Origin of the sequence: Streptomyces paromomycinus (genome assembly GCF_003865155.1) — a bacterium.
Taxonomy (GTDB): Bacteria; Actinomycetota; Actinomycetes; order Streptomycetales; family Streptomycetaceae; genus Streptomyces; species Streptomyces chrestomyceticus.
Genome location: NZ_BHZD01000001.1, coordinates 4,066,486 through 4,089,271, shown reverse-complemented (window position 1 = coordinate 4,089,271; position 22,786 = coordinate 4,066,486). Strand labels below are relative to the sequence as shown.

The 22,786-nt window shown below is 74.4% G+C and carries 18 protein-coding genes; 7 read left to right on the top strand and 11 right to left on the bottom strand.

Annotated features, from left to right (window positions below):
- Nucleotides 1-98: 98 nt before the first annotated feature.
- Nucleotides 99-572, top strand: coding sequence for a Uma2 family endonuclease (locus OEIGOIKO_RS16850; protein ID WP_246177376.1), 474 nt, complete (start codon nt 99-101; stop codon nt 570-572).
- A 39-nt stretch (nt 573-611) separates the two neighbouring features.
- On the opposite strand, the gene OEIGOIKO_RS16845 is transcribed toward OEIGOIKO_RS16850, so the two are convergent.
- Nucleotides 612-3,302 (bottom strand): helicase C-terminal domain-containing protein, encoded by a 2,691-nt coding sequence (locus OEIGOIKO_RS16845; RefSeq protein ID WP_125054758.1) that lies wholly within the window; start codon nt 3,300-3,302, stop codon nt 612-614.
- A gap of 167 nt (nt 3,303-3,469) precedes the next feature.
- Between OEIGOIKO_RS16845 and OEIGOIKO_RS16840 the strand changes: the two genes are divergently transcribed.
- Nucleotides 3,470-4,798, top strand: a complete 1,329-nt coding sequence (locus OEIGOIKO_RS16840; protein WP_125054757.1) for a hypothetical protein — start codon at nt 3,470-3,472, stop codon at nt 4,796-4,798.
- Nucleotides 4,799-4,874: 76 nt separating this feature from the next.
- Here the strand turns inward: OEIGOIKO_RS16840 and OEIGOIKO_RS16835 are convergent, their stop codons facing one another.
- The 4 genes from OEIGOIKO_RS16835 to OEIGOIKO_RS16820 form a co-directional block, all read right to left on the bottom strand.
- A complete protein-coding gene (locus OEIGOIKO_RS16835; protein ID WP_125054756.1) occupies nt 4,875-5,966 on the bottom strand; it encodes an ABC transporter substrate-binding protein in 1,092 nt (363 codons plus the stop codon).
- A gap of 31 nt (nt 5,967-5,997) precedes the next feature.
- Nucleotides 5,998-6,795 (bottom strand): ABC transporter ATP-binding protein, encoded by a 798-nt coding sequence (locus OEIGOIKO_RS16830; protein ID WP_125058738.1) that lies wholly within the window; start codon nt 6,793-6,795, stop codon nt 5,998-6,000.
- A gap of 89 nt (nt 6,796-6,884) precedes the next feature.
- Nucleotides 6,885-7,973: a FecCD family ABC transporter permease gene (locus OEIGOIKO_RS16825; RefSeq protein WP_125054755.1), complete on the bottom strand. Its 1,089-nt coding sequence runs from the start codon at nt 7,971-7,973 to the stop codon at nt 6,885-6,887.
- Nucleotides 7,970-8,995, bottom strand: a complete 1,026-nt coding sequence (locus OEIGOIKO_RS16820) for a FecCD family ABC transporter permease (protein ID WP_125054754.1) — start codon at nt 8,993-8,995, stop codon at nt 7,970-7,972. The genes OEIGOIKO_RS16825 and OEIGOIKO_RS16820 overlap by 4 nt, the downstream gene beginning before the upstream one ends.
- 95 nt (nt 8,996-9,090) lie before the next feature.
- On the opposite strand from OEIGOIKO_RS16820, the gene OEIGOIKO_RS16815 reads away from it, so the two are divergent.
- Nucleotides 9,091-9,774 carry an HAD family hydrolase gene (locus OEIGOIKO_RS16815; protein ID WP_371858931.1) on the top strand — a complete coding sequence of 228 codons (684 nt, stop codon included), beginning with the start codon at nt 9,091-9,093 and terminating at the stop codon, nt 9,772-9,774.
- A 30-nt stretch (nt 9,775-9,804) separates the two neighbouring features.
- Here OEIGOIKO_RS16815 and OEIGOIKO_RS16810 read toward each other — a convergent pair whose 3' ends face one another.
- Nucleotides 9,805-10,044: a hypothetical protein gene (locus tag OEIGOIKO_RS16810; protein ID WP_030022254.1), complete on the bottom strand. Its 240-nt coding sequence runs from the start codon at nt 10,042-10,044 to the stop codon at nt 9,805-9,807.
- 205 nt (nt 10,045-10,249) lie between these two features.
- On the opposite strand from OEIGOIKO_RS16810, the gene OEIGOIKO_RS43520 reads away from it, so the two are divergent.
- Nucleotides 10,250-10,633 (top strand): cold-shock protein, encoded by a 384-nt coding sequence (locus tag OEIGOIKO_RS43520; RefSeq protein ID WP_031001692.1) that lies wholly within the window; start codon nt 10,250-10,252, stop codon nt 10,631-10,633.
- A 29-nt stretch (nt 10,634-10,662) separates the two neighbouring features.
- Here the strand turns inward: OEIGOIKO_RS43520 and OEIGOIKO_RS16800 are convergent, their stop codons facing one another.
- From OEIGOIKO_RS16800 to OEIGOIKO_RS16785, 4 genes are read right to left on the bottom strand one after another with little or no spacing between them, the layout of a single operon-like run.
- A complete protein-coding gene (locus OEIGOIKO_RS16800; protein ID WP_125054752.1) occupies nt 10,663-11,514 on the bottom strand; it encodes a 1,4-dihydroxy-6-naphthoate synthase in 852 nt (283 codons plus the stop codon).
- Entirely contained in the window at nt 11,511-12,341 is an 831-nt protein-coding gene (locus tag OEIGOIKO_RS16795; RefSeq protein ID WP_125054751.1) for a futalosine hydrolase, read from the bottom strand. The genes OEIGOIKO_RS16800 and OEIGOIKO_RS16795 overlap by 4 nt, the downstream gene beginning before the upstream one ends.
- A 36-nt stretch (nt 12,342-12,377) precedes the next feature.
- Nucleotides 12,378-12,890: a hypothetical protein gene (locus tag OEIGOIKO_RS16790; RefSeq protein ID WP_125054750.1), complete on the bottom strand. Its 513-nt coding sequence runs from the start codon at nt 12,888-12,890 to the stop codon at nt 12,378-12,380.
- Nucleotides 12,891-12,916: 26 nt separating this feature from the next.
- Nucleotides 12,917-14,227, bottom strand: a complete 1,311-nt coding sequence (locus tag OEIGOIKO_RS16785) for an MFS transporter (RefSeq protein ID WP_371859023.1) — start codon at nt 14,225-14,227, stop codon at nt 12,917-12,919.
- Between OEIGOIKO_RS16785 and OEIGOIKO_RS16780 the strand changes: the two genes are divergently transcribed.
- From OEIGOIKO_RS16780 to OEIGOIKO_RS16770, 3 genes are all read left to right on the top strand, one after another.
- The gene (locus OEIGOIKO_RS16780) at nt 14,226-14,579 is read left to right on the top strand and encodes a hypothetical protein (RefSeq protein ID WP_170251427.1); all 354 of its coding nucleotides are present in this window, start codon (nt 14,226-14,228) and stop codon (nt 14,577-14,579) included. The two genes, OEIGOIKO_RS16785 and OEIGOIKO_RS16780, sit on opposite strands and share 2 nt — an antisense overlap.
- A 279-nt stretch (nt 14,580-14,858) precedes the next feature.
- Nucleotides 14,859-15,776: a DUF3027 domain-containing protein gene (locus OEIGOIKO_RS16775; RefSeq protein ID WP_125054747.1), complete on the top strand. Its 918-nt coding sequence runs from the start codon at nt 14,859-14,861 to the stop codon at nt 15,774-15,776.
- A gap of 1,210 nt (nt 15,777-16,986) precedes the next feature.
- Nucleotides 16,987-20,253 (top strand): sacsin N-terminal ATP-binding-like domain-containing protein, encoded by a 3,267-nt coding sequence (locus OEIGOIKO_RS16770; RefSeq protein WP_125054746.1) that lies wholly within the window; start codon nt 16,987-16,989, stop codon nt 20,251-20,253.
- 97 nt (nt 20,254-20,350) lie between these two features.
- On the opposite strand, the gene OEIGOIKO_RS16765 is transcribed toward OEIGOIKO_RS16770, so the two are convergent.
- On the bottom strand, nt 20,351-22,744 hold the full coding sequence (locus OEIGOIKO_RS16765) for an HAD-IC family P-type ATPase (RefSeq protein WP_125054745.1): 2,394 nt from the start codon (nt 22,742-22,744) through the stop codon (nt 20,351-20,353).
- Nucleotides 22,745-22,786 lie beyond the last annotated feature (42 nt).

Here is a 22,786-nt window from a genome sequence, read left to right as displayed (position 1 = left end):
GTGGCGCACGAGGATCACTACGGCCCTTGGACGATGGAGCAGGTCCTGGCTCTGGGGAGGACCGTGGGCAGCGTCGCGAATTGATGGGGGAAGCGCTCTTGCTGTCACCAGCTCCGGGTTCGAAACACCAGCGGGCGTCGTCCCGTCTGCGGCAGAAGCTGGACGCCGCCGTCGAAGCGGTGGGCGCTCCGGCCGAGGTGCTGGGGGCGGTCAACGTGATCCTGCCCGACGGCCTTTTCGTCCCGGACATCGCTGTAGTGGATGCTGCTGCTGCCGATGAGGATCCGGTCAATGCCGACGCCGAGGCCGTGCTGCTCGTGGTCGAGATCGTTTCGCCGTCTTCCTCCGGGCGCCGCACCGACCGGCTGCTCAAGCCGCCGTATTACGCGGAGGCCGGTGTCGAGCACCTGTGGCGGCTGGAGCTGGAGCCGGTCCCGACCCTGATCGTCTGCGAGCTGGAGAACGGCCGCTATGTGGAGCGGACCGCGGCCGGGGCCGGGCGGACGACGCTGATCGAGAAGCCGCTTCCGGTCGAGGTGGACCCGGGAGCGCTGGTGCGGCAGCGGCGCTGACGGTTCAGGGGGCGGGCGCTTCGTGGAGCCGCCGCCCCCTCACGAAGCCGTCTCGTCCGCCAGTTCCGCCACGCCCGTGATGCGGTGCAGGGGGAAGGTGCGGACCTCGTCGGCGGTGTGGTCGTAGGCGGTGACGAAGCCGCCTTCGACGCGGACGGGGGCGATGACGCGCTGGCTGGCGGCGCCGTCGGCGTTGACGTAGCCGATCCAGAGGGTGGCGTTGGTCAGGACGGCGGCCTGCATGGTGGCGAGGGTGTCGGCGGAGGTGGTGCGCGGGAGGGTGCCGGGGGCCGGGGTGGGGGTGGCCGTGGGCTTGCGTTCGGCGGTGGCGGCCAGGTCGCCGGCGCGGATGGCGCGGACCGCGGCTTCGAGGAGGGTGGTGTCGGGGGCGGGCGGGCCCTCGGGGACCGGGGTGGGAGCGGTGCGGGGCGGGGTGCGGTAGGCGTCCGGGCGGGCGATGAGGACGTCGCCCTCGGCGGACTCGGCGGCGGGGGCGTAGCCCATCGCGCGCAGGCCCTCCAGGAGTTGTTCGGGCGGGGCGGCCGAGGCCAGCACGGTCGGGGCGAGCCGGCGCAGGCCCAGGGCGACGGCCCGGCGGTCGGCGAGGATCTCGGTGAGGAGCGCGTCGTCGTCGCAGCGTACGTAGGCGGAGGCCGCGCCGATACGGAGCCGGCCGTGGCGCCGGGCCACGTCGTCGATGAGGTAGGCGAGCGGCTGCGGCACCGGGGTGCGGGAGTGCGCGGTGAGGAAGGACCGGAGCTCGGCGGCGGAGCGGCCGGCGTCCAGGGCGCGGCGTACGGAGGCCGGGGTGAAGCGGTAGACGGTGGCGCCGCCCTTGGACTCGATGTCGGCGAGCACGCCGAGCGCGTCGGCGAGGGGGCGTTCGAGGGGGCCGGGGGCGACGGCGGTCAGGTCGGCCTGGAGGAGGACGTGGTCGAGGGGTTCGGGGAGGAGCGGGGCGAGGAAGAAGGCGGCGCGCGCGGCGGGGTCCTCCGCGCCGGTGGGGGCGGTGTCGGCGCCGGCTTCCAGGAGGACGCGGGTGTGGGTGGCGAGGGCGCCGCGGCCGGTGATGCCGAGGAGTTCGGCTTCGGCGAGCGTCCAGCGGGCGATGCGGGAGCGCAGGTCGTCGGTGGCGGGCGGGGTGGAGGGTGCGCCCGCGTTACGGGCCGCGTTGGTGTCGGAAGGGGAGGCGGAAGCGGAAGCGGTGGCCGGATCGGGGTGGCGGGGGGCCGTCCTGGTGCCGCTGTTCGCGGCGGGGGCCGGTGCCTGGGCCGCGCCGCGCAGCGGGCGCTCCCAGCGGAGCCGGTCCAGTACGGCTTCGGCCGGTACGGACGTGCCGGGGGCCAGGGACGCGAGCAGGGTGAGCGTCCGGCGGCGTACCTCGGGGGCCGCGGAACGGTCGAGGTTCGGGCCGAGCGCGGACAGGGCGCGGCCCTTCGGGTCGGGGGTGCCGACCAGCCCGGCGGTACGGGTCGCCGCGAGCCAGGCCGTGGCCAGCCGCGTCCAGCGTTGCTCGGCCGGGAGCCGGCGCCAGTCCTCGGCGGCGGGGGTGGGCGCGTACCGTTCGTCCGCTTCGCCGTCGGACGCCAGCAGCCCGGCGGCGTAGGCGAGTTCCAGCCAGAACGCGGCGGTCTGTTCGGTGACGTCCAGGGCGGCGGCGGTCCGCTTGAGGTCGCGGACGGACAGGCCGCCGGCGCGCAGGACGCCGGGGCCGCCGAGGTCCCACTCCTTGAGCAGTTCCTCGACGGTGGCGAGCGCGGTGAACGCCTGACCGGCGGCGGCACTGTCCACAAGCTGTGGATCACGTTCGGTGGTGGGCGCGAGGGCGGGCGGCAGCGGCTCGGGAGCGCGGTGCGCGCGCCCCGCGCGCAGGTGGAGCGCGGTCTCGCGGGGGAGGACGACGTTGCGCGGCCCGGCGGGCAGCAGCAGGCCGCGGTCCAGCAGCCACTGGAGGTGCGCGGCGGGCCGGTCGGTGACGGCACCGTACGGCGGCCCCCAGACCAGCCGGTCCAGTACGGCACGTGCCTCGCCGGGCGCGCCGTCGAGCAGCGCGGCCATCCGCGTACGGTCCTCGAACAGCCTGGTCAGGGCGGCGACGGCGGTCACCGGGTCATGGGTCGCGGTCAGCCCCGCGGCGGCCAGGATCTCCTGGAGGCGGCCGGGCGACATGCCGGACGTGGCTTCGGCGACGGTCGGCCCCAGGCCGGTGGGGGAGGGGTGCGCGGGTCCGGGCGCGAGCAGTTCGCGGGCCGTACGGACGAGGCGCAGCCGGTCGTCGCCGCCCCAGACCAGGGCCTGGCCGCGCAGGGTGCGGAGGGCGCGGGGCAGCTCGGCGGTGACGGCGGCGGCGGGGAAGGGGGTGGGGGCGGGGCTGACGGCAGCGGAGGCGGTGGTCCCGGAGGTGGCGGTTCCGGGAGACAGGTCTGCCGCTCCCGGGTCCCTGTCCGTGTCGCCTGCGCCTTCCACGTCCCCCGCCATCAGCCTGAGCAGCGTCTCGAACGGGCAGGGGTCCGGCGCCACCGCCAGCGCCTCGGCGGTCTGCAGCGCGAAGCGGTCCAGGCGCTCCACCGCCCGGACGACCGAGGCGCGGGTACCGGCCCGGGTGGCGAGCTGGGTCAGGTCGCCGGGGACCGGGTTGAGGAGGTCGGGGCGGGCCCGCAGCAGGTCGGCGAGCCCGCTGTCGGGGCGGGTGCGGAGCTCTTCGGCGAGCGTGCGGGGTGTTTCACTCATCCGCTACACGGTAGCGGGGGTGTGTGACGTCGGCGGGTGCAGCGCCGTGCGACCCGGCGGCCGCCGGGTCCGCAGACCGCGCGGACCGGTCGGCGCCGCCGCCCCCGCAGGAGGTGCGATCGGGGGTACGGTCTCGGGAGGAACCGGGCTGTGCCACAGGGGATTTCGTGGGGATCGAGAGCGACCAGCTGGTCTTTGACTATCTGAGCCGGGTCGGTGATCTGGCCCAGCAGCGCGGGCTGTCCTCCGGGGCGCGGATGCGCCTGGTGGCCGAGCTGCGGGCGCAGGTGGACGCGGCGAAGCCGGACACCGTGCCCGGGGTGCGACGCGTGCTGGCCCGGCTCGGTACGCCCGAGGCGGTGGTGACGGCGGCGGGTGGCGGCGGCGCGCCCGCTCCGCCCGCGCCGCGGGCCGCCGCGGAACCACCGGCGCGGCCGGGCCTGCGCGACAAGCTGGGCGGGGCCGCGCGCCGCTTCGGTACGGGCGGCGGTACGAGCGGCAATACGGGTGGCGGTCCGGGCGTACCCGGTGAGACGGGCGGTGCGGCCACCCCAGGGCCCCAGGACGACGGCCCGCCCAAGGGCGGCGGCCTGCCGGGCCTGGCCGGCCTCGGCGAAGGGCTGCGCGGCCTGGCCGGAAAGGTCCCCGCGCCTCGCGACGGCAAACGCCGCTCCCCCCGCGCCCGGGAACCGGAGCCGCCGCCGACCGCCTCCCCGCCGCACCTCGCGGGCTTCGACGAGCTGGGCGACAGCACCGTCGCCTTCGGGGAGGGCGCCGACGAGCCCGACTGGTGGCGCGTGGAGGACGGCCCGTTCAGCCCGTACGGGACGTACGAACCCAGTGAGACGGTGCCCGGCTTCGTCGGCGGCATCGAGATCCCCGAGATCCGCGAACGCCCGCCGGGCGAGCGGAAGGACGGCTCGCTGTCCCTGGAGAAGGGCGAGCGGGGCGAGGACGGGGAGACGGACGACGCCGAGGAGGCCGAGGAGGAGGACGCCGACGCGGGCGGCGAGCACGGCGAGGAGGCGGCCGAGGTGCCGCGCACCGGCGTGCTGCCCCGGGTACTGCCGCGCGTCCTCGCGTGGCGCCGGCGGTCGGCCGCGCCGGAGCCGTACGCCGAGGAGCCCGAGCCGGTGGAGTACGTCCGGGCCGGGCGGCCGCCGCTCAGCCCGGTCCTGCTGCTGGCCGTACTGCTGCTGGTCGCTGGGGCGGTACTGGGATCCTGGCTGGCGCTCGCGGGCGGCTGGGTGCTCGCGTACACCTCCCGGCGCCTGCCGCGCGGCGAGGCGAAGTTCGCGGCGCTCGGGGTGCCCGGGGTGATCGTCGGCGGGCTGGTGGTGTGGCTGTGGGGCCGTGTGGACGGGCGGTGGGGCGAGCCGATCGCCGACGGGCAGCTGGGGCAGGAGCTGACCGGGGTGCTGCCGGTGGTGGTCCGGATCGCGGCCGTCGCCTCGGCCCTGTTCCTGGTGTGGCGGATGCGGCGGCAGCCGCGCTGAGGGGCTGGAGGGGGAAGCGGGGCGTACAGAACCCGGACCACCTGCCCGCCCGGCCCAACCCCCTCCACCCCGCCGCCTACTTCTTCGCCAGCTTCTCCTGGAGCTGGGACAGGATCTTGTCGGCCGCCGTGTAGCCGATGCCCTGGATCCACAGTTCGTCGTCGACGCGGAAGGTCCGGCCGTCCTTGGCCGCCGTCATGTTCTTCCACAGCGCGCCGCCGGTGACCTGCGTCTCCTTGGACTTCTCCGGGCTGCCGTACGCCGAGTAGAAGACCGCGTCCGCGTCGGCCCGGTTGATCTGCTCGGCGCTGACCTCGACCATCATGCCGTCCGGTGCGTCCTGCACCACGCTGGTCGGGCCGGTGCCGACGTCGTTCAGGACCGTGCCGATGTAGCTGCGGCAGCCGTAGATGCGGGTGTCGGCGCCCTCGACGAAACGGACGACGTTGGTCGTGGTGCGCTGCGCCGCGGCGGACCCGCCGAGCGCCGCGGTGACCCGCCGGGCATGGGCCTCGTACGCGGCGACCACCCGTTTCGCCTCGGGGATCTTGCCCAGCGCGTCGGCGTGGGTGGCGAAGTTCTGCTTCCACGGGTAGCCGGTGGTCTCCGTCATGACCGTGGGCGCGATGGCCTTCAACTGCGCGTACCGCCCGCCGTCGCGGACCTTGCTGGTGAGGATCAGGTCGGGCTTGAGGGCGGCGACCGCCTCCAGGTTGGGCGCGCCGATCTTGCCGACGTCCTCGATGCCCGCGAGCTTGTCCTTCGGCAGGTAGTTCAGGAAGCCGCCGGCCACGTCGGAGCGGGTGGCGCCGACCGGCTCGACCCCGAGCGTGATCGCGGAGTCCAGCTCCGCGGTGTCCAGCACCACCACCCGCCGCGGCGCGTCGGGCACCTCCACCTCGCCCTGCGCCGTACGCACCGTGTGCCGTCCCGCACCGGACGCGGGCCGCGCCCAGGTGGTGGCGGGCTGGGCCGGACAGTCGGCCGCCCTGGCCGAAGAGCCGGAGCCCCCGGAGCCGCTGGAACCACCCGTACCGGATGTTCCGGACGATCCGCCCGAACCGCAGGCGGCCAGCGCCACGGAAGCGGCCAGGGCGGAGGTCACAGCGAGCGCGGCACGGCGTCGTCCGGCCCGCGGGACCGGCCGGGAAACTGCGGAGAGCGGCATGACAAGCCCTTTCGGCTGGGAAGCGGCGCGGTCACTCGGACCCGGGCGCGGCGGCGGCCGTACCCGGAGCCTGCCAAGGCCGCCCCGGCACCACCAGGGGCGAGCCCGTCACCGGATCCGGTACCACCACCGACTCCAGCCCGAACACGTCGCGCACCAGGTGCGCCGTGACGACCGCCGTCGGGCGCCCCTGTGCCACGACGCGCCCTTGCTTCATCGCCACCAGGTGGTCGGCGTAGCGCGCGGCCTGGTTGAGGTCGTGCAGGACGGCGACGACGGTGCGTCCCCGGTCGTGGTTGAGCTGCCGGATCAGGTCCAGCACCTCGACCTGGTGCGCGATGTCGAGGTAGGTCGTCGGCTCGTCCAGGAGCAGCAGGTCGGTCTCCTGCGCGAGCGCCATCGCGATCCACACCCGTTGCCGCTGCCCGCCGGACAGTTCGTCCACCGCCCGGTCGGCGAGCTGCGTCACGTCCGTACGGTCCATGGCCTCGGCGACGGCCCGTTCGTCCGCCTCGGACCACTGCTGCCACCAGTGCTGGTGCGGCTGGCGGCCCCGCGAGACCAGGTCGGCGACGGTGATCGCCTCGGGCGCCACCGGGGACTGCGGCAGCAGCCCCACCGACCGGGCGATCATTCTGGTGGGGAGGCGGGCCAGGTCCGTACCGTCCAGCAGGACCGCACCGCGGCGAGGCTTGAGCAGCCGGCCGAGCGCCCGCAGCAGCGTGGACTTGCCGCAGGCGTTGGGGCCGACGACGACGGTGACCGCGCCGTGCGGGATGTCGAGGTCGAGACCGTCGACGACGGTGCGGTCCTCGTAGGCGAGCGTCAGGTCCCGCGCCGTGAGCCGGCTGGCGGCGGCAGCCGCTTCCCCGGCGCTCCCTCCGCCCCTCCCACCCCTGGCGCTCCCGTTGCCCTCGCTCACGCGCGTCCTCCCACGGCCCGGCCACGGACGATCAGACGGATCAGGTACGGAGCGCCGACGGCCGCGGTCAGCACCCCCACCGGCAGTTCGGTCGGCGCGAGCAGCTTGCGGGCCAGCACGTCGCCGAGGACGACGACGAGCGCGCCGAGCAGCGCCGAGCACAGCAACGGGATCTGTGCCGTACCGGTCAGACGGCGGGCGGTCTGCGGGGCGAGCAGGGCCACGAAGTCGACCGGCCCGGCCGCGCCGGTCGCCATCGCCGCCAGCACCACGCCGAGCGCGGCCAGACCGAGGCGGGTGCGGTTCAGCCGTACGCCGAGGGCGGTCGCGGTGTCGTCGTCCATCGTGACGGTGCGCTGGGCGCGGGCCGCCCACAGGACGGCGGGCAGCAGCACCAGCAGCGCCCAGCCGAGCGGCGCGGCCTCGGCCCAGCCGCGCCCGTTGAGCGAACCGGTCAGCCATACCTGCGCCTGCTGGGCCACGGTGTAGTCGCCCTTGGTGAGGAACAGCTGGGTGACCGAGCGCAGCGCGACGGCGAAACCGATGCCGATCAGGACGAAGCGGGTGGCGTGCAGGCCGCCGCGCCAGGCGAAGACGTAACCGAGGGCGGCGGCGAGGACCCCGCCGGCGACCGACAGGTAGGGCAGGACGGCGTACGAGGTGATGCCGTACGTCATGGCGCCCACCGTCAGCGCGCTCGCGCCCTGGGTGATGCCGATGACGTCGGGGCTGGCGAGCGGATTGCGGGCCACGGTCTGGATCAGCGCGCCCGCCACCCCGAAGGCCGCGCCGGTCAGCAGCCCGACCACCATCCGGGGCAGCCGCAGCGTCCCGACGACCAGCCCGGCGGAGGACGGCTGCCCGAAGGCGGCCTTCAGGGCCTCGCCGGGGGTCACGAAGGACTCGCCGACGCACAGGTACGTCAGGCAGACGGCGGCGAGCAGCACGGCGAGCACCCCGGCGACGGCCGCCGCCCGCCGGTGCACGAGGAAGGAGCCGCGCCCGGCCCGCACGAGGCCGTACCCGGCGGGCCGGGCAGGTCCGTTCCGTACCGCCGCGCCGGGGCCGCCGGCCGGTGCCGTCATGCGGGCACCGCCTTCCGCCGTACGAGGGCGATCAGGAACGGGACGCCGATCAGCGCCGTCATGACGCCCGCCGGCACCTCGGACGGCGGGAACAGCACGCGTCCGACGGTGTCCGAGACCAGCACGACGACCGGGCCGAGCAGCGCCGCCATCGGCAGCAGCCGGCGGTGCCCGCCGCCCACCAGGGCGCGGGCGAGGTGCGGTACGGCCAGCCCGACGAAGGCGATCGGTCCGGCCGCCGCCACGCCCGCACCGGTCAGTACGGTCGCGCCGAGCCCGGCCACGACGCGTACCACGGCGACGTTCTGCCCGAGCCCCTCGGCCACGTCGTCGCCGAGCGCCAGGGCGTCCAGGCCGCGCGCGGCGGAGAGCACGAGCACCGCGCCCGCCAGCAGGAACGGCCAGATCTGCGCGGCGACCTCGGTGTCCCGGCCGGTCAGCGAGCCGACCTGCCAGAACCGGAACTCGTCCAGCGCCGCGGCCTTCGTCGTCAGCACCGCCGTCGTCACCGCGACGAGCAGCGCGTTGACCGCCGCGCCGGACAGCGCCAGCTTCACCGGCGTCGCGCCGCCCCGCCCGGCGGCCGCGATCGCGTACACGGCGACCGCGGCGGCCCCGGCGCCCACGAAGGCGAACCAGACGTACCCGCCGAGGGTGTGCACCCCCAGGAAGGACAGCGCGAGGACCACGGCCACCGAGGCGCCCTGGCTGATGCCGAGGACACCCGGGTCGGCGATGGGATTACGGGTGATGCCCTGCATGGCCGTGCCCGCCAGGGCGAGCGCGGCGCCCACCATCAGGCCGATCAGCGTGCGGGGCAGCCGCAGGAAGCGCACCACCTGCGCGGCGTCGCCGTCCCCGCCGTACAGCAGCCCGTCGACCACCTCGGACAGGGCCAGCTGGCGGCTGCCGACCGCGAGGGAGAGAAACACCGCCAGCAGCAGGGCGAGCACCGCCGCTGCCCAGCCTGCGCGGCGTCGCACCAGGAGGGCTCTGGGACTGCGGGACCGGACGACCGGCATCGGTTCCCTTCGCGGAGGCGTCGCGGGGTGCGCGCGGGCGGGGCGGAGCCAGGCGGGGACAGTGTAGGCCCGGCCCACCGCGGTCATCGGCCACAATGGCCACCATGGCTTCGCACACCCCGGTACCCGACCCCACGGTCGCCACGGCCGCGCAGCAGCTCACGGTCGGCTTCGACCTGGACATGACGCTGATCGACTCCCGCCCCGGCATCAAGGCGGCCTATCAGGCGCTGTCCGCCGAGACGGGGACGTACGTCGACGCGGACGCGGCGATCACCCGGCTCGGGCCGCCGCTGGAGCAGGAGATCCGCCGGTGGTTCCCCGAGGAGCAGGTGGCGGAGATCAGCGACCTGTACCGCGCGCTGTACCCGACGCACGCGATCACCGGGTCGCTCGCCATGCCGGGCGCCCGCGAGGCGGTGGCCGCCGTCCAGCGCCACGGCGGTCGGGCGATCGTGGTCACCGCGAAGTACGAGCCCAACGCCAAGCTGCACCTGGCGCACCTGGACATCGGCGCGGACGCCGTCATCGGCTCGCTGTGGGCCGAGGCCAAGGCCGAGGCGCTGCGTGCGCACGGCGCGTCCGTCTACGTCGGCGACCACACCGGCGACGTACGCGGTGCGCAGACCGCCGACGCGCTGTCCGTCGCCGTGGCCACCGGACCGTGCGACGCGGACGAGCTGCGCGCGGCCGGCGCCAACGTCCTCCTCGACGACCTGACCGGCTTCCCGGCCTGGCTGGAGGGGTACGTGGCGGAGCGGGCGCGGCGCGGCGCGTGACGTCGTACGGCGCCGGTGCCTACGCCGGTCCTATGCCGTGGACGACTTCGCCTGCCGGCGCTGCGCCGCGACGGAACGCAGCACTCCGGCCCCGGCGATGAGGAACCCGGCCCCCATCAGCATGCAGACCCAGTAGAAGACGGACGGCAGCGGATCGGCCCCCACGAACAACGGGGTCACGGTGGCGAGAGTGGCCACCGCGCCAATCAGGAAAACAATCGCGCCGATCCGGACCAGCAGATCCCCGGCCTGGGGAGTTTCGTCAGACACACGACCAGGGTAAGTCCGGGCCAGAAGCGCGGAGGAACCACCCGGCGACGTCTTGTCACCGGGCACCGGACCATTAGCCTTGGGGGGTGGCGGGTCCGGTGGCCCGCTGCACTGCTATCCAGAGCTGTTTTTCCCGCAGAAGACGCAGAAAACACCGTAACCAGACCCCAGTGGTTTTCCGACGAGTACGAGGACGAGGACAGACGTGCCTACCGGCAAGGTCAAGTGGTTCAACAGCGAGAAGGGCTTCGGCTTTCTCTCCCGCGACGACGGCGGTGACGTCTTCGTGCACTCGTCGGTGCTGCCCGACGGCGTGGACGCACTCAAGCCGGGCCAGCGCGTCGAGTTCGGCGTAGTGGCCGGCCAGCGCGGTGACCAGGCGCTTTCGGTGACGATCCTCGACCCCGCGCCGTCGGTGGCGGCGGCCCAGCGCCGCAAGCCGGACGAGCTGGCGTCGATCGTGCAGGACCTCACCACGCTCCTGGAGAGCGTCACCCAGCAGCTGGAGCGCGGCCGCTACCCCGACAAGGCGCACGGCTCGAAGATCGCCGGCATGCTCCGGGCGGTCGCCGACCAGCTGGACGTCTGACGGCCGGCTGACCTGGGCGCGGCCCGGGTTCAGCCGAAGCTGAGCGCATCGCGGCCGAGGGGCGGTACGAGCCCCTCGGCCGCGGCGCGCGTGAGCAGCCCGCGCACGGCCGCGTAGCCGTTCTCGCCGAGGTCGGCGGTGAACTCGTTCACGTACAGGCCGATGTGCTGGTCGGCGACGGCCGGATCCATCTCCTGCGCGTGCTCCAGCACGTACGCGCGGGACGCCTCGGTGTCGTCCCAGGCCATCCGTACCGATTCGCGGGCCGCCGCGGCCAGCTCGCGCAGCCGCTCGGCGCCCAGCGAGCGCTTGGCGATGATCGCGCCCAGCGGGATCGGCAGCCCGGTCGTGCGCTCCCAGTGCTCGCCCATGTCGGCGAGGCAGCTGAGGCCGTAGTTCCGGTACGTGAAGCGGGCCTCGTGGATGACCAGTCCGGCGTCCACCCGGCCGTCCCGTACCGCCGGCATGATCTCGTCGAACGGCAGCACCTTCACCTCGCCGACGCCGCCCGGCACCTCTTCGGCCGCCCACAGCCGGAACAGCAGGTACGCCGTCGAGCGCTCGCTGGGCACCGCCACCGTCCGGCCCGCCAGGTCCTTGGCCTCGCCCGGCTCCTTGGTGAGCACCAGCGGGCCGCAGCCGCGTCCCAGCGCGCCGCCGCACGGCAGCAGCGCGTACTCCTCCAGCACCCACGGCAGCACCGCGTACGACACCTTCAGGATGTCGAACTCACCGCGCTCGGCCATGCCGTTCGTGATGTCGATGTCGGCGAAGGTGACGTCCAGCGCGGGGGCGCCCGGGACCTTGCCGTGCGCCCACGCGTGGAAGACGAAGGTGTCGTTCGGGCACGGCGAATAGGCGATCTTGAGCGCGTCGCTCATGGCGTCCTCCAGGAGGTCGGGGCCCCGGCCGCCGTCAGGACGCGGGGGAGCGCGGCGCAGGCGGCGGAGAGCGCGCCGAGCGCCTTCCCGATGCGCCACGCGGCACGGTCACGCGGGCCGACGGGGTTGGAGACCGTACGGATTTCGAGCACCGGCAGGCCCTGCGCGGCGGCGGCCTCGGCGACACCGAAGCCCTCCATCGCCTCGACCAGGGCGCGCGGGTGGCGCGCGGCGAGGCGCGCGGCGTGCTCCGCGCTGCCGGTCACGGTCGATGCGGTGAGCACCGTGCCGCACGCGGCGCCGGTGGCCGCGGCGAGGGCCCGGACGAGGGCCGGCGGCGGGGTGTGGACGACGGTGCCGAAGCCGAGTTCGGTCACCGGAAGGAAGCCGTCCGGGGTCTCGGCGCCCAGGTCGGCGGCGACGATCGCGTCCGCGACGACCGCGGAACCGACCGCGGCGCCGGGGCCGTCCGCGTCCGGGCCGGGCGCGAAACCGCCGCCGATCCCGGCGGAGATGACGAGGTCGTAACCGGCTCCGGCACAGATTCCGGCGGTCAGCGCGGTGGCCGTACCGGCGGCAGCGGCGGCCGGGCCGACCCCGGCCGCGAGCACGTCGAGGACCGCGCCGGCCCGCTCGTGCGCGGGGGGCGCGGCCGTCCGTACCCGGTGCAGTGCGTAGCCGCCCGCGGGCAGCGCGACGATCTCCGCGCCGCCGCCGGCGGCTGTGGCGCCGTCGGCGGCCACGCCACCGTCGGCGGCCACGCCCGCGACCACCGCGTCGCGCTCGGCCGCGACGGCGGTGACGACCAGGACCCGCGTCACGGTCACCTCACCACCACCAGCCTCACGCGTACCTCAGCGGACTCAGGATTCCGCGCGCTTGAGCTTGACGTTCCACACGCCCGTGTACTTGCCGCCCTTGGTGGCCACGACGGACACCACGGTCGAATCGGCCAGGCTGCGGCTCTGCTGGTTGACGAAGAGCTGGTCCGCGCTGGCGACGACCTGGTACGTCTGCTTGCTGACGTTGGTGATCGGGCTGTTGTTGGACAGCGCGATCCAGCCGTCCTCCGCCACGTCCGGCTCGACACCGAGGCGCAGCTTCTCGCCCGGGTGCACGGTGAGCGTCTTCTTCGGCTCGGTGGTCAGGCACTTGGTGAACTCGGCCTGCGCCTTCTTGTCACTGGCGGCCAGATCGCCGAGCACCTTGCCGTCGTCGTAGCAGGCGGCCTCGGCGGTCACGGTGTCCTTGCCGGCGGTCACCGTGGCGAGCGGAGTCGGCTTCTCACAGGCGGAGAGGGTGACGAGCCCCAGGGACACGGCACCGAGGGCGGCAGCGGCGCGGCGGCCAGTACCCCAAGAAGAGAACGCGGTCATGCGGGCAGGCTATCGGTCGGTTCCTTTCACGCCACACGAGGGTGGGGCGCGCCGTGCCGCGCCGCGCCCAGCAGGCCCCGTACGGCCAGCACCGCGCCGGTCGCGACGAGCGCCGCTCCCACCGCCAGGCCCACCGTCCCGATCAGCGGGAGCGCGATGCCGACGGCACCGCCCAGCACCGAGGACAGCTGCAGCACCGTCTCGGAACGGGCGAACGCCGAGGTACGCACCAGCTCCGGCACGTCCCGCTGGATCACCGCGTCCAGCGACAGCTTCCCCAGCGCCTGGCACAGGCCCGCGGTCGCTGCCGCGGCCGTCACCACCACGATCGCCAGCACCGCGTAGAAGACCGCCGCCGTCACCGTCACGGCCAGCGCCAGCCCCAGCACCACGGCGATGATCAGCTCCGGTGCTCTGGCCCGCAGCCACGCGCCGACCGCCGTCCCCAGCGCGTTGCCGGTGCCCGCAGCCACCGCCGCCAGGCCCAGCGACACCTGCGGTCCCAGCCCGCCCAGCGGGTGCTCGCGCAGCAGGAACGCCAGGAAGAACGTCAGCAGGCCGGAGAGCGCCCGCAGCGAGCAGTTCGCCTGGAGGCCGTGCAGCACGGACGGCCCGACCGTACGCAGCCCCGGCCGCCGCCCGCCCGCCAGCGCCTTTCCCGGCCGCTCGCCCGCCGTCTTCCCGGGCCCCGTACCGTCCTCGCCGGACGCCAGCCGGGCCCGGCCCTCGCCCTTCGCCGAGTCGACCTTGTGCGGCAGCGAGAACGACAGGAACGTGCCCGCCACGAACACCGTGAACGCCCCGTACAGCGGCCAGCTCGGCCCGATCAGATGCAGCGCGCCGCCCAGCGGGGCCGCCGCCCCCGTCGCCAGCAGTCCCGCGAGCGTCACCCGCGAATTGGCCTTCACCAAGGAGATACGGGGCGGTAGCAGGCGCGGGACGACGGCGCTCCGCACCACCCCGTACGCCTTCGAAGACACCAATACGCCCAGTGCCGCCGGATACAGCTCCAGGCCGCCGCCCGCCACCGCGCCCGACATGGTCAGCGCCAGCAGCGCGCGGGCCAGCATCGCCCCGGCCATCGCCGCCCGGCGGCCGTGCGGCACCCGGTCCAGCAGCGGCCCGATCACCGGCGCGAGCAGCGCGAACGGCGCCATCGTCACCGCCAGGTACAGTGCCACCCGGCCGCGCGCCTGGTCCGTCGGCACCGAGAAGAACACCGTCGAGGCCAGCGCCACCGTGATCAACATGTCACCGGCCGAATTCACCGCGTGCAATTCGATCAGCTTGCCGAGGCCCGACTCGCCCGCGCCGTGCGCGTGGGTGGCACGCCGTATGCCACGCCCGGTCGCCGTGAACGGACGGCGCAGCGCCCGCCCGGCGGCACGGCACACCCGGCCCGCCCCGCCGCTTCCCCGGTCCGGCCGCGTGGACGCCGTCGAGACCCGCGCACTCCTGGAGCCACGCGGGCCGGTGGAGATCCGCGAAGCCTTGGCGATCCGCGGGGCCCGGGCCGCCTTCGCCGTCCCCGGCCTGGGGATCCGCGACGCCCGCGACATCCGCGGCAGCCTCGGCTTTTTCGACGCCCGTCCGGCAGCCACGCAGCAATACTGCCCCAACTCGCCCGGGACATGGCTCTTTCCGGGCCCCGTCGCGCCGGAGCGCCGGGCCACCGGACGCTGCCGCTGACATTTGCCGCTCCCGGCGAGGGGTCGTGCACCGTTGAAGGGGTAGCGTGTGTAGCGCGCCACCGGCGGTCGTTCTTGGCCGCGCGCCTTGCCGCGATCCCGCAGAATGGGTCGTAAGAGGTGCGCTCGACCGAGATGACCGGGCGCGGACGTCGACGCGGTCCTCAGGTCCGCTCCGCCCGCCCCGGCACGCCGGTCGTCCGGACAAGGACAGGACAGCTCCGGCTGGCGCACTCGTGAGACGGCGTGGAAGAGAGAATCGATTCTTGTGAGTGCTGCGATGCGAAGCCGTACCCCTGACCGCCTGTGCGCCGAGGCGGTCGACCTTGCCCGCGTAGCGGCCGAGGAGGCCGCGGCGCCCGGCACGGTCGGCGAGCACGTCGACGCCGTCGCCGACGGAGACCGCGTCGTCACGCACCTGTTCGAATGCAAGGAGCCCGGCTACCGGGGCTGGCGCTGGGCCGTCACCGTTGCCCGCGCGTCCCGTGCCAAGCACGTCACCCTCGACGAGAGCGTCCTGCTGCCCGGGCCCGACGCGCTGCTGGCCCCCGAATGGGTGCCCTGGAGCGAGCGGCTGCGGCCCGGTGACATGGGGCCCGGCGATCTTCTCCCCACCGAGGCCGAGGATCTCCGGCTGGAGCCCGGCGCTGCTCCCCTGGGGGGAGCGGAGGACGCGGGGGCGGGTGACGCGCAGGTCTCGCCCGGCGTCACTGAGCTGGCGGACGCGGAGGATGCCGACGTCGAGCCCGGGTCGCCGGCGGCCCAGCCCGCGACGACCACCCGTGGCAGCGTTGCGGCGGTCGCCGACGAGCTGGGTATGGGGCGCGCCCGGGTCCTCTCCCGGTACGGGCTGCACGCTGCGGCGGACCGCTGGGAGGAGGAGTACGGCCCCAAGACCGCCATGGCCCAGGCCGCTCCCGCCAACTGCGTCTCCTGCGGCTTCCTGGTGCCGCTGGCCGGGTCGCTCCGTCAGGCGTTCGGGATCTGCGGCAACGAGTTCGGTCCTGCGGACGGGCATGTCGTGTCGCTCGGGTACGGGTGCGGGGGGCATTCGGAGGCTGCCGTCATGCCGAGGCCTCCGCGGCCGGCGCCTCCCGTTATTGACGAGACCGTTGTGGATCCGTTCACGTTGCGTCCTGACCGGACGGGTGGGTCTGTGGAGGACTCGGGACCGGCCGAAGAGTTTGGTCATAGCTGACCTGGTATCCGTGCTGGTGGGCTTTTCGCGCTGCGCGCGGGGGTTTGTGCCGACGTTCGGTTCGCATTGCTTTCGTGGTGGGGGGCAGGGGCGCGCAGGGGGCCAACTCCTCGGCATCCTTTAGCTTCAGTGCATCGGATAGTGGGGCAGCGTGCGGACTGCCTGCGGGGATGGCCCCCTACACGCCCCCTCCGGCCGGTTCGGCGAGCCGAGGTCGGTGGGGGGAGTTTTCGATGACGCCCGGGTGCGCCTCTCCTGGTGGTGAGGCTCACGGGGTGGTGGCGGTACGGCAGGCCACTCCCCGGCGATGGGACGCGCGCCCCGGGCCAGCCCACCCCGACGCGGCTCCGCCGCGCCACCCGTGCGCTGACGCGCCGGACCACACCCGGCCACTCGGGCACCTGGACGCTCGGGCCCTCGGACGCTGACGCGCCGGACGACGCGCGGCCACTCGGGCACCCGGATGCTCGGGCCCTCGGACGCTGACGCGCCGGACGACGCGCGGCCACTCGGGCACGCGGGCCCTCGGACGCTGGCGCGCCGGACGTCACTCGGACACTCGCGCGCCCCGGCACTCGGGCGCTGAGGCGCACCGGGGTGCCGGGACGCGCCCGGCTTGTGGGAGTCCCCAGGCCGATCGCTCGGAAAGCCGCCATCCCGGCCAGGGCTCGGGGTCGCGCAGGGGTCTCCCCGCAGGCAGTCCGCACGCTGGCCCACGTATCCGATTCACTGCAGCTAAAGGATGCCGAGGAGTGACCCCGGAGTGGCCCCGAGCCCCCACCCACCGGACCCTCTGCGCACAACGCGCGCACCGCCCCGGGAGCGTTTGGGGTCGTGAAAAGCCCAGCCCGATGACTCGGGAGGCCGCCATCCGGTCAGGGCTCGGGGTCGCGCAGGGGTCTCCCCGCAGGCAGTCCGCACGCTGGCCCACGTATCCGATTCACTGCAGCTAAAGGATGCCGAGGAGTGACCCCGGAGTGGCCCCGAGCCCCCCACCCACCGGCCCCACCGCGCACGACGCGCACACCGCCCCGGGAACGCTTCGGCTTGTGAAAAGCCCAGCCCGATCGCTCGGAAAGCCGCCCACCTACCGGACCCACCGCGGAAAACCGCGCCCACCAGGGCGCATCGCATCCCACCCCCAAGCCCCCACCCCCACCCCCCACCGGGTAGAAAGTGGAGTTCGGCATCGTGAGGAACGGGAGAGAACGTGAGCGAAGCGGCAGAGGCAGATCCGTTCGGGACGGCTCGGCTGCGGCGGGGGGTGCTCGATGCCTGGGCGGCCTCGCCGGCCCGGTTCCGGGAGGATGCGAATGCCGAGGAGGACCTCGCGCTCGGCGGCTACCGTGACCGGCTGGCCGTGGAGCTGGCGCAGAATGCCTCGGACGCCGCGGGCCGCGCCGGGGTGCCGGGGCGGCTGCGCCTGACCTTGCATCCGGGGCGGGGCGGGGAGCTGGCTGTGCTGGTCGCCTCCAACACCGGCGCCCCCATCGACGCCACCGGCGTCGAATCGCTGGCCACGCTGCGTGCGTCCGCGAAGCGGGAGACCGAGGCGGCGGTGTCCGTCGGGCGGTTCGGGGTCGGGTTCTCGGCGGTGCTGGCGGTCAGTGACGAGCCGGCGCTGGTCGGCCGTACCGGCGGTGTCCGCTGGTCGCTGGCGGAGGCGCGGGAGCTGGCGAGTCAGGTGGCGGCGCACAGTCCCGGGCTCGGTGGGGAGCTGCGGCGCCGTGACGGCCACGTACCGCTGTTGCGTCTGCCGCTGCCCGCGGAGGGCTCCGCGCCGCAGGGGTACGACACGTCCGTCGTGCTGCCGCTGCGGGACGGTGCCGCGCACGAGCTGACGGTGCGCCTGCTGGCCGGGATCGACGCGGCGTTGCTGCTGACGCTGCCGGGACTGGCCGAGGTCGTGGTGGAGACTCCGGACGGCGTGCGGGAGATGAGGCGGCGCCAGGAGGGCGCGTACGTCGTCATCGAGGACAGTGAGCGGGGCGTCTCGCGCTGGCGGGTCGTGAGTGAGAGCGGTGCGCTGGAGCCGGAGCTGCTGGCGGACCGTCCGGTGGAGGAGCGGCTGCGTCCGCACTGGGCGGTGACGTGGGCGGTGCAGGTGGACGAGGAAGGCGCGCCGGTGCGTCCGGCGACCGCGCCGGTCCTGCACGCGCCGACGCCGACCGAGGAGCCGCAGGGCCTGCCTGGGCTGCTGATCGCTTCGTTCCCGCTGGAGCCGACGCGGCGGCATGTGGCGCCGGGGGCGCTCACCGACCATCTCGTGCGGCGCGCCGCGGAGGCGTACGCGTCGTTGCTGGCCGGCTGGCAGCCGGTGTCGGCGGGGACGATCGATCTCGTGCCGGGGCCGTTGGGCAAGGGGGAGCTGGACAACGAGCTGCGGCGGCAGGTGCTGGAGCTGTTGCCGCGGGTGCGGTTCCTGCCGAGTGCGGCGGCGCCGGTCACGGGCGCCGCGCTGTCGCTGGAGGCGGTGCCGAAGCCGGCGGGGCCTGACGAGCTGGCTCCGGGTGAGGGCGGCGGCTGGGGTGGTGCGCGGGGCGAGGAGGACGCGTACGTCCTGCGGCCGGTGGATGCCGAGTTGGTGGAGGGGGCCGGGGCGGACACCGTCCGGGTGCTGGCGGAGCTGTTTCCGAGTCTGCTGCCCGCCGGGCTGGAGCGGCGGTCGGAGCTGCGTGCGCTGGGGGTGGCCCGGGTGCCGCTGGGGGAGGTCGTGGACCGGCTGGCGGGGGTGGACCGGACGCCGGCGTGGTGGTGGCGGCTGTACGACTCGCTGGCCGGTACGGACCCGGAGCGGCTGAGCGGGCTGCCGGTGCCGCTGGCCGGGCCTGCCGGTGAGGACGGGCGGGCGGCGCGGACCACCGTCGGGCCGCGGCAGGTGCTGCTGCCGTTGCCGGACGGTGACGGCGGGGACGCCGGGGAGCGCCATGCGACGCTGGCCCGGCTGGGGCTGAAGGTCGCGCATCCGGAGGCCGTGCATCCGCTGCTGGAGAAGCTGGGCGCCACCCCGGCGGCGCCGCGCGCCGTGCTGACGACTCCGCAGGTGCGGGCGGCCGTCGCGGGGTCCCTGGACGCGGCGGAGGACGATTACGCCTTCGGTTTCGACGGAGAGCCGGCCGGGCTGGGGGGTGAGGAGCTGGCGGAGGCCGTGCTGGGGCTGGTGCGCGATGCGCATCTGGCGCCCGGTGACGAACCGTGGCTGGCTGCGCTCGCGTTGCCGGACGAGGACGGGGAGCCGGCACCGGCGGGTGAACTGGTGTTTCCGGGGAGTGACTTCGAGCGGGTCATCCGGGAGGGTGAACTCGCCGCGGTCGACGCCGGGTTCGCGGAGCGCTGGGGTGAGCAGCCGCTGACCGCCGTGGGCGTGCTGGCGGGCTTCGCCCTCGTACGGGCGCAGGACGTGGTGCTGGACCCGGACGAGCTGGAGCCGCGCGACGGCGACTTCACCGAGCCGGACGACGCCGGTGTGCTGGACGCGGTGGACGTGTGGTGCGAGGACGTCCTGGACGGGCTGCCGGAGACGCCGGTGCCGCCGGTCGCGACGGAGCTCGTGGCCGTACGGGACCTGGATCTGGTGGACGACGACGCGTGGCCGCAGGCGCTGGCGATGCTGTCGCGGCCGCCGCTGCGGGACGCGCTGACCGCGCCCGTGCGGGTGCTGCTGCCGGACGGTACGACCGAGTCGGTCCGCCCGTACACGGCGTGGTGGCTGCGCGGGCACCCGGTGCTGGACGGCCGCCGGCCGGCCGGTCTGCGGGCCGCGGGCGGCGATCCGCTGCTGGCGGGGCTGTACGAGTCGGCGGACGCGGGCGAGGTGGACGCACAGGTGCTGCGCGCCCTCGGGGTGCGGACCTCCGTGGCGGCGCTCCTGGAGGAGCCGGGCGGCGCCGCCGAGCTGCTGGGCCGCCTCGCGGACCCGGAGCGGGAGGTGGACTCCGCGCAGCTGCACGCGCTGTACGGGGTGCTGGCGGATCTGGACCCCGAGCAGGTGACGATCCCGGACGAGCTGCGGGTCGTCGTGGACGGCGAGGTACGGGTCGTGGACGCGGCGGAGGCGGTCGTCGCGGACGCGCCGGATCTGATGCCGCTGGCTGCCGGGCTGCCGCTGCTGCCGGTCCGTCCCGCGCGCGCCGCCGAGCTGGCGGAGCTGTTCCAGGTGCGGCGGCTGAGTGAGGTCTTCGCGGCGCCGGTGGCGTCGGAGGGCCTCCGGCACGAGGTGCCGGAGGCCGTGCGCACGCTGCTCGGGCCGGACACCCCGCAGGCGTACGTCGAGCACGAGGAGCTGACCGTCGAGGACGGCACCGAACTCGACTGGCGCTGGACGCCGGACGGCACGCTGCACGCGGCGACCCTGGAAGGCGTCGCCGCGGGTCTCGCCTGGGCCGCCGGCCAGTGGCCCCGCCGGTTCGAGGCGGCGGCGCTCCTGGAGGACCTGGAGCGTGCGGAGGAGCTGGCGGAGGCTCGCTGGTTCGACTGAGGCCGTTCCAGGGTGGGGCGGGCGGGCTGCGGTTTCGCGGCTGGCCCGCCCCGTTCCGCGTGGCCGGAAAAGCCGTCGGCGAAGCCGACCGCGCCGACTACGCCGGGAAGCGGCGGCCGATGATCCGCCAGGCGACTTCGAGCAGGATCGCCGCCGCGGCGGCAATGCCCACGGCGGCCCACGGCATCGTCGTGCCGACGAGCTTGAGGTCGAAGAAGTTCTGGAGCCAGGGGACGACGAGCACGATCAGGAAGCCGAGGCCCATCGCCAGGACGAGGCCGACGCGCCACCAGGTGTACGGGCGGGCGATGATCGCCAGGACCCACATGGCGCTGAGGAAGAGGGTCAGGGTGGCGGCGCTGGTCTCGGCGGGGAGGGCGTCCGGGCCGCTGTAGTGGCTGCGGGCCAGGAGGTAGGTGGTGAAGGCGGCGAGGCCGATGATCAGGCCGGAGGGGATCGCGTAACGCATCACCCGCCGTACGAAGTGCGGTTTCGCGCGCTCCTTGTTGGGGGCGAGGGCGAGGAAGAAGGCGGGGACGCCGATGGTGAGGGTGGACAGCAGGGTGAGGTGCCGCGGCAGGTAGGGGTACGGGATCTGGCAGCAGGCGACGAGGATCGCGAGCAGGACCGAGTAGACGGTCTTGGTGAGGAAGAGGGTGGCTACGCGGGTGATGTTGCCGATCACCCGGCGGCCTTCGGCGACGACGGACGGCAGCGTCGCGAAGCTGTTGTTGAGCAGCACGATCTGGGCGACGGCCTTGGTGGCCTCGCTGCCCGCGCCCATGGAGACGCCGATGTCCGCGTCCTTCAGGGCGAGGACGTCGTTGACGCCGTCGCCGGTCATGGCGACGATGCGGCCGCGCTTCTGGAGCGCTCCGACCATGTCGCGCTTCTGCTGCGGCGTGACGCGGCCGAACACCGCGCCATCCTCCAGGACCTTGCCCATCTCGTCCGGATCGGTGGGGAGTTTGCGGGCGTCGACGGGCGAGTCGGCGCCCGGCATGCCCAGCTTTGCGGCCACCGCGCCGACCGAGACGGCGTTGTCGCCGGAGATGACCTTCGCCTGGACGCCCTGTTCCTCGAAGTACCGCAGGGTGTCCATCGCGTCGGGGCGCAGCCGCTGTTCGAGGACGACGAGGGCGGTGGGGCGTACGTGGTCGGTGATGTCGCTGTCGTGGAGGTCGCGGTCGGCGCGGGCCAGCAGCAGCACGCGCAAGCCCTGGGCGTTGAGGTCGTCGATCTCGGAGAGCGCGTCGTCGCCGGAGGGCAGGAGGACGTCGGGGGCGCCGAGCAGCCAGGTCGATCGTTCGCCCTCCGGGCTCTGCAGGGCCGCGCCGCTGTACTTGCGGGCGGAGGAGAACGGCAGCGCGTCGGTGCTGCGCCAGCCGTCCTCCGCCGGGTACGCGTCGATGATCGCCTGGAGGGAGGCGTTGGGGCGGGGGTCGGACGCGCCGAGGGCGCCGAGGACCGGCTCGATGCGGCCCTCGTCCGTACCGCCGAGCGGGCGCAGGTCGCTGACGTCCATGCCGCCCTCGGTCAGCGTGCCGGTCTTGTCCAGGCAGACCACGTCGACGCGGGCCAGGCCCTCGATCGCGGGCAGCTCCTGGACCAGGCACTTCTTGCGGCCGAGCCGGACGACGCCGATGGCGAAGGCGACGGAGGTGAGCAGGACCAGGCCCTCGGGGATCATCGGGACGATGCCGGCGACCATACGGCGTACGGCCTCGTCGCCCGCCATGTTGAGCGTGAAGAGGTGGCTGAGGATCAGGCCGACGGCGGTCGGCACCATCATCCACGTCACGTACTTGAGGATCTGGCTGATGCCGGTGCGCAGCTCGGAGTGGACGAGGGTGAAGCGGGACGCCTCTTCGGCGAGCTGGGCGGCGTACGCCTCGCGCCCGACCTTCGTGGCGGTGAACGCGCCGCCGCCGGCGACCACGAAGCTGCCGGACATCACCTTCTCGCCGGGCTGCTTGACCACCGGGTCGGCCTCGCCGGTCAGCAGCGACTCGTCGATCTCCAGGCCGTCGCTCTCCAGGACCTCGCCGTCGACGATGACCTTGTCGCCGGGGCCGAGTTCGATGACGTCGCCGAGGACGACCTCGGAGGTGGGGATCTCGGCGGCCGCGCCGTCGCGCCGTACGGTCGGCTTGGACTCGCCTATGACGGCGAGGCTGTCCAGGGTCTTCTTGGCGCGCAGCTCCTGGATGATGCCGATGCCGGTGTTGGCGACGATGACGAAGCCGAACAGGCCGTCCTGGATCGGGCCGACGATCAGGATGATCACGAACAGCACGCCGATGATGGCGTTGAAGCGGGTGAAGACGTTCGAGCGGACGATGTCGGCGGTGGAACGCGAGGACCGTACGGGGACGTCGTTGACCTCGCCTCTGGCCACCCGTTCGGCGACCTCGGCGGCACTCAGGCCGCGATGCTCCGGTTCGGTGGCCCGCTCGCGGCCTCCGGCTTCGGTCTTCGCCCGCTGCGTCATGCCTTCGACGTTACGGGCGGAACGGGCGATTCACCCGCTGGA

Coding starts and splice junctions, on each gene's coding strand:
- OEIGOIKO_RS16845 (WP_125054758.1), bottom strand. CDS start 3,302: ATGAGTGAAACACCCCGCACGCTCGCCGAAGAGCTCCGCACCCGCCCC.
- OEIGOIKO_RS16835 (WP_125054756.1), bottom strand. CDS start 5,966: ATGCCGCTCTCCGCAGTTTCCCGGCCGGTCCCGCGGGCCGGACGACGC.
- OEIGOIKO_RS16825 (WP_125054755.1), bottom strand. CDS start 7,973: ATGACGGCACCGGCCGGCGGCCCCGGCGCGGCGGTACGGAACGGACCT.
- OEIGOIKO_RS16820 (WP_125054754.1), bottom strand. CDS start 8,995: ATGCCGGTCGTCCGGTCCCGCAGTCCCAGAGCCCTCCTGGTGCGACGC.
- OEIGOIKO_RS16815 (WP_371858931.1), top strand. CDS start 9,091: ATGGCCACCATGGCTTCGCACACCCCGGTACCCGACCCCACGGTCGCC.
- OEIGOIKO_RS16800 (WP_125054752.1), bottom strand. CDS start 11,514: ATGAGCGACGCGCTCAAGATCGCCTATTCGCCGTGCCCGAACGACACC.
- OEIGOIKO_RS16790 (WP_125054750.1), bottom strand. CDS start 12,890: ATGACCGCGTTCTCTTCTTGGGGTACTGGCCGCCGCGCCGCTGCCGCC.
- OEIGOIKO_RS16780 (WP_170251427.1), top strand. CDS start 14,226: ATGCCACGCCCGGTCGCCGTGAACGGACGGCGCAGCGCCCGCCCGGCG.
- OEIGOIKO_RS16775 (WP_125054747.1), top strand. CDS start 14,859: ATGCGAAGCCGTACCCCTGACCGCCTGTGCGCCGAGGCGGTCGACCTT.
- OEIGOIKO_RS16765 (WP_125054745.1), bottom strand. CDS start 22,744: ATGACGCAGCGGGCGAAGACCGAAGCCGGAGGCCGCGAGCGGGCCACC.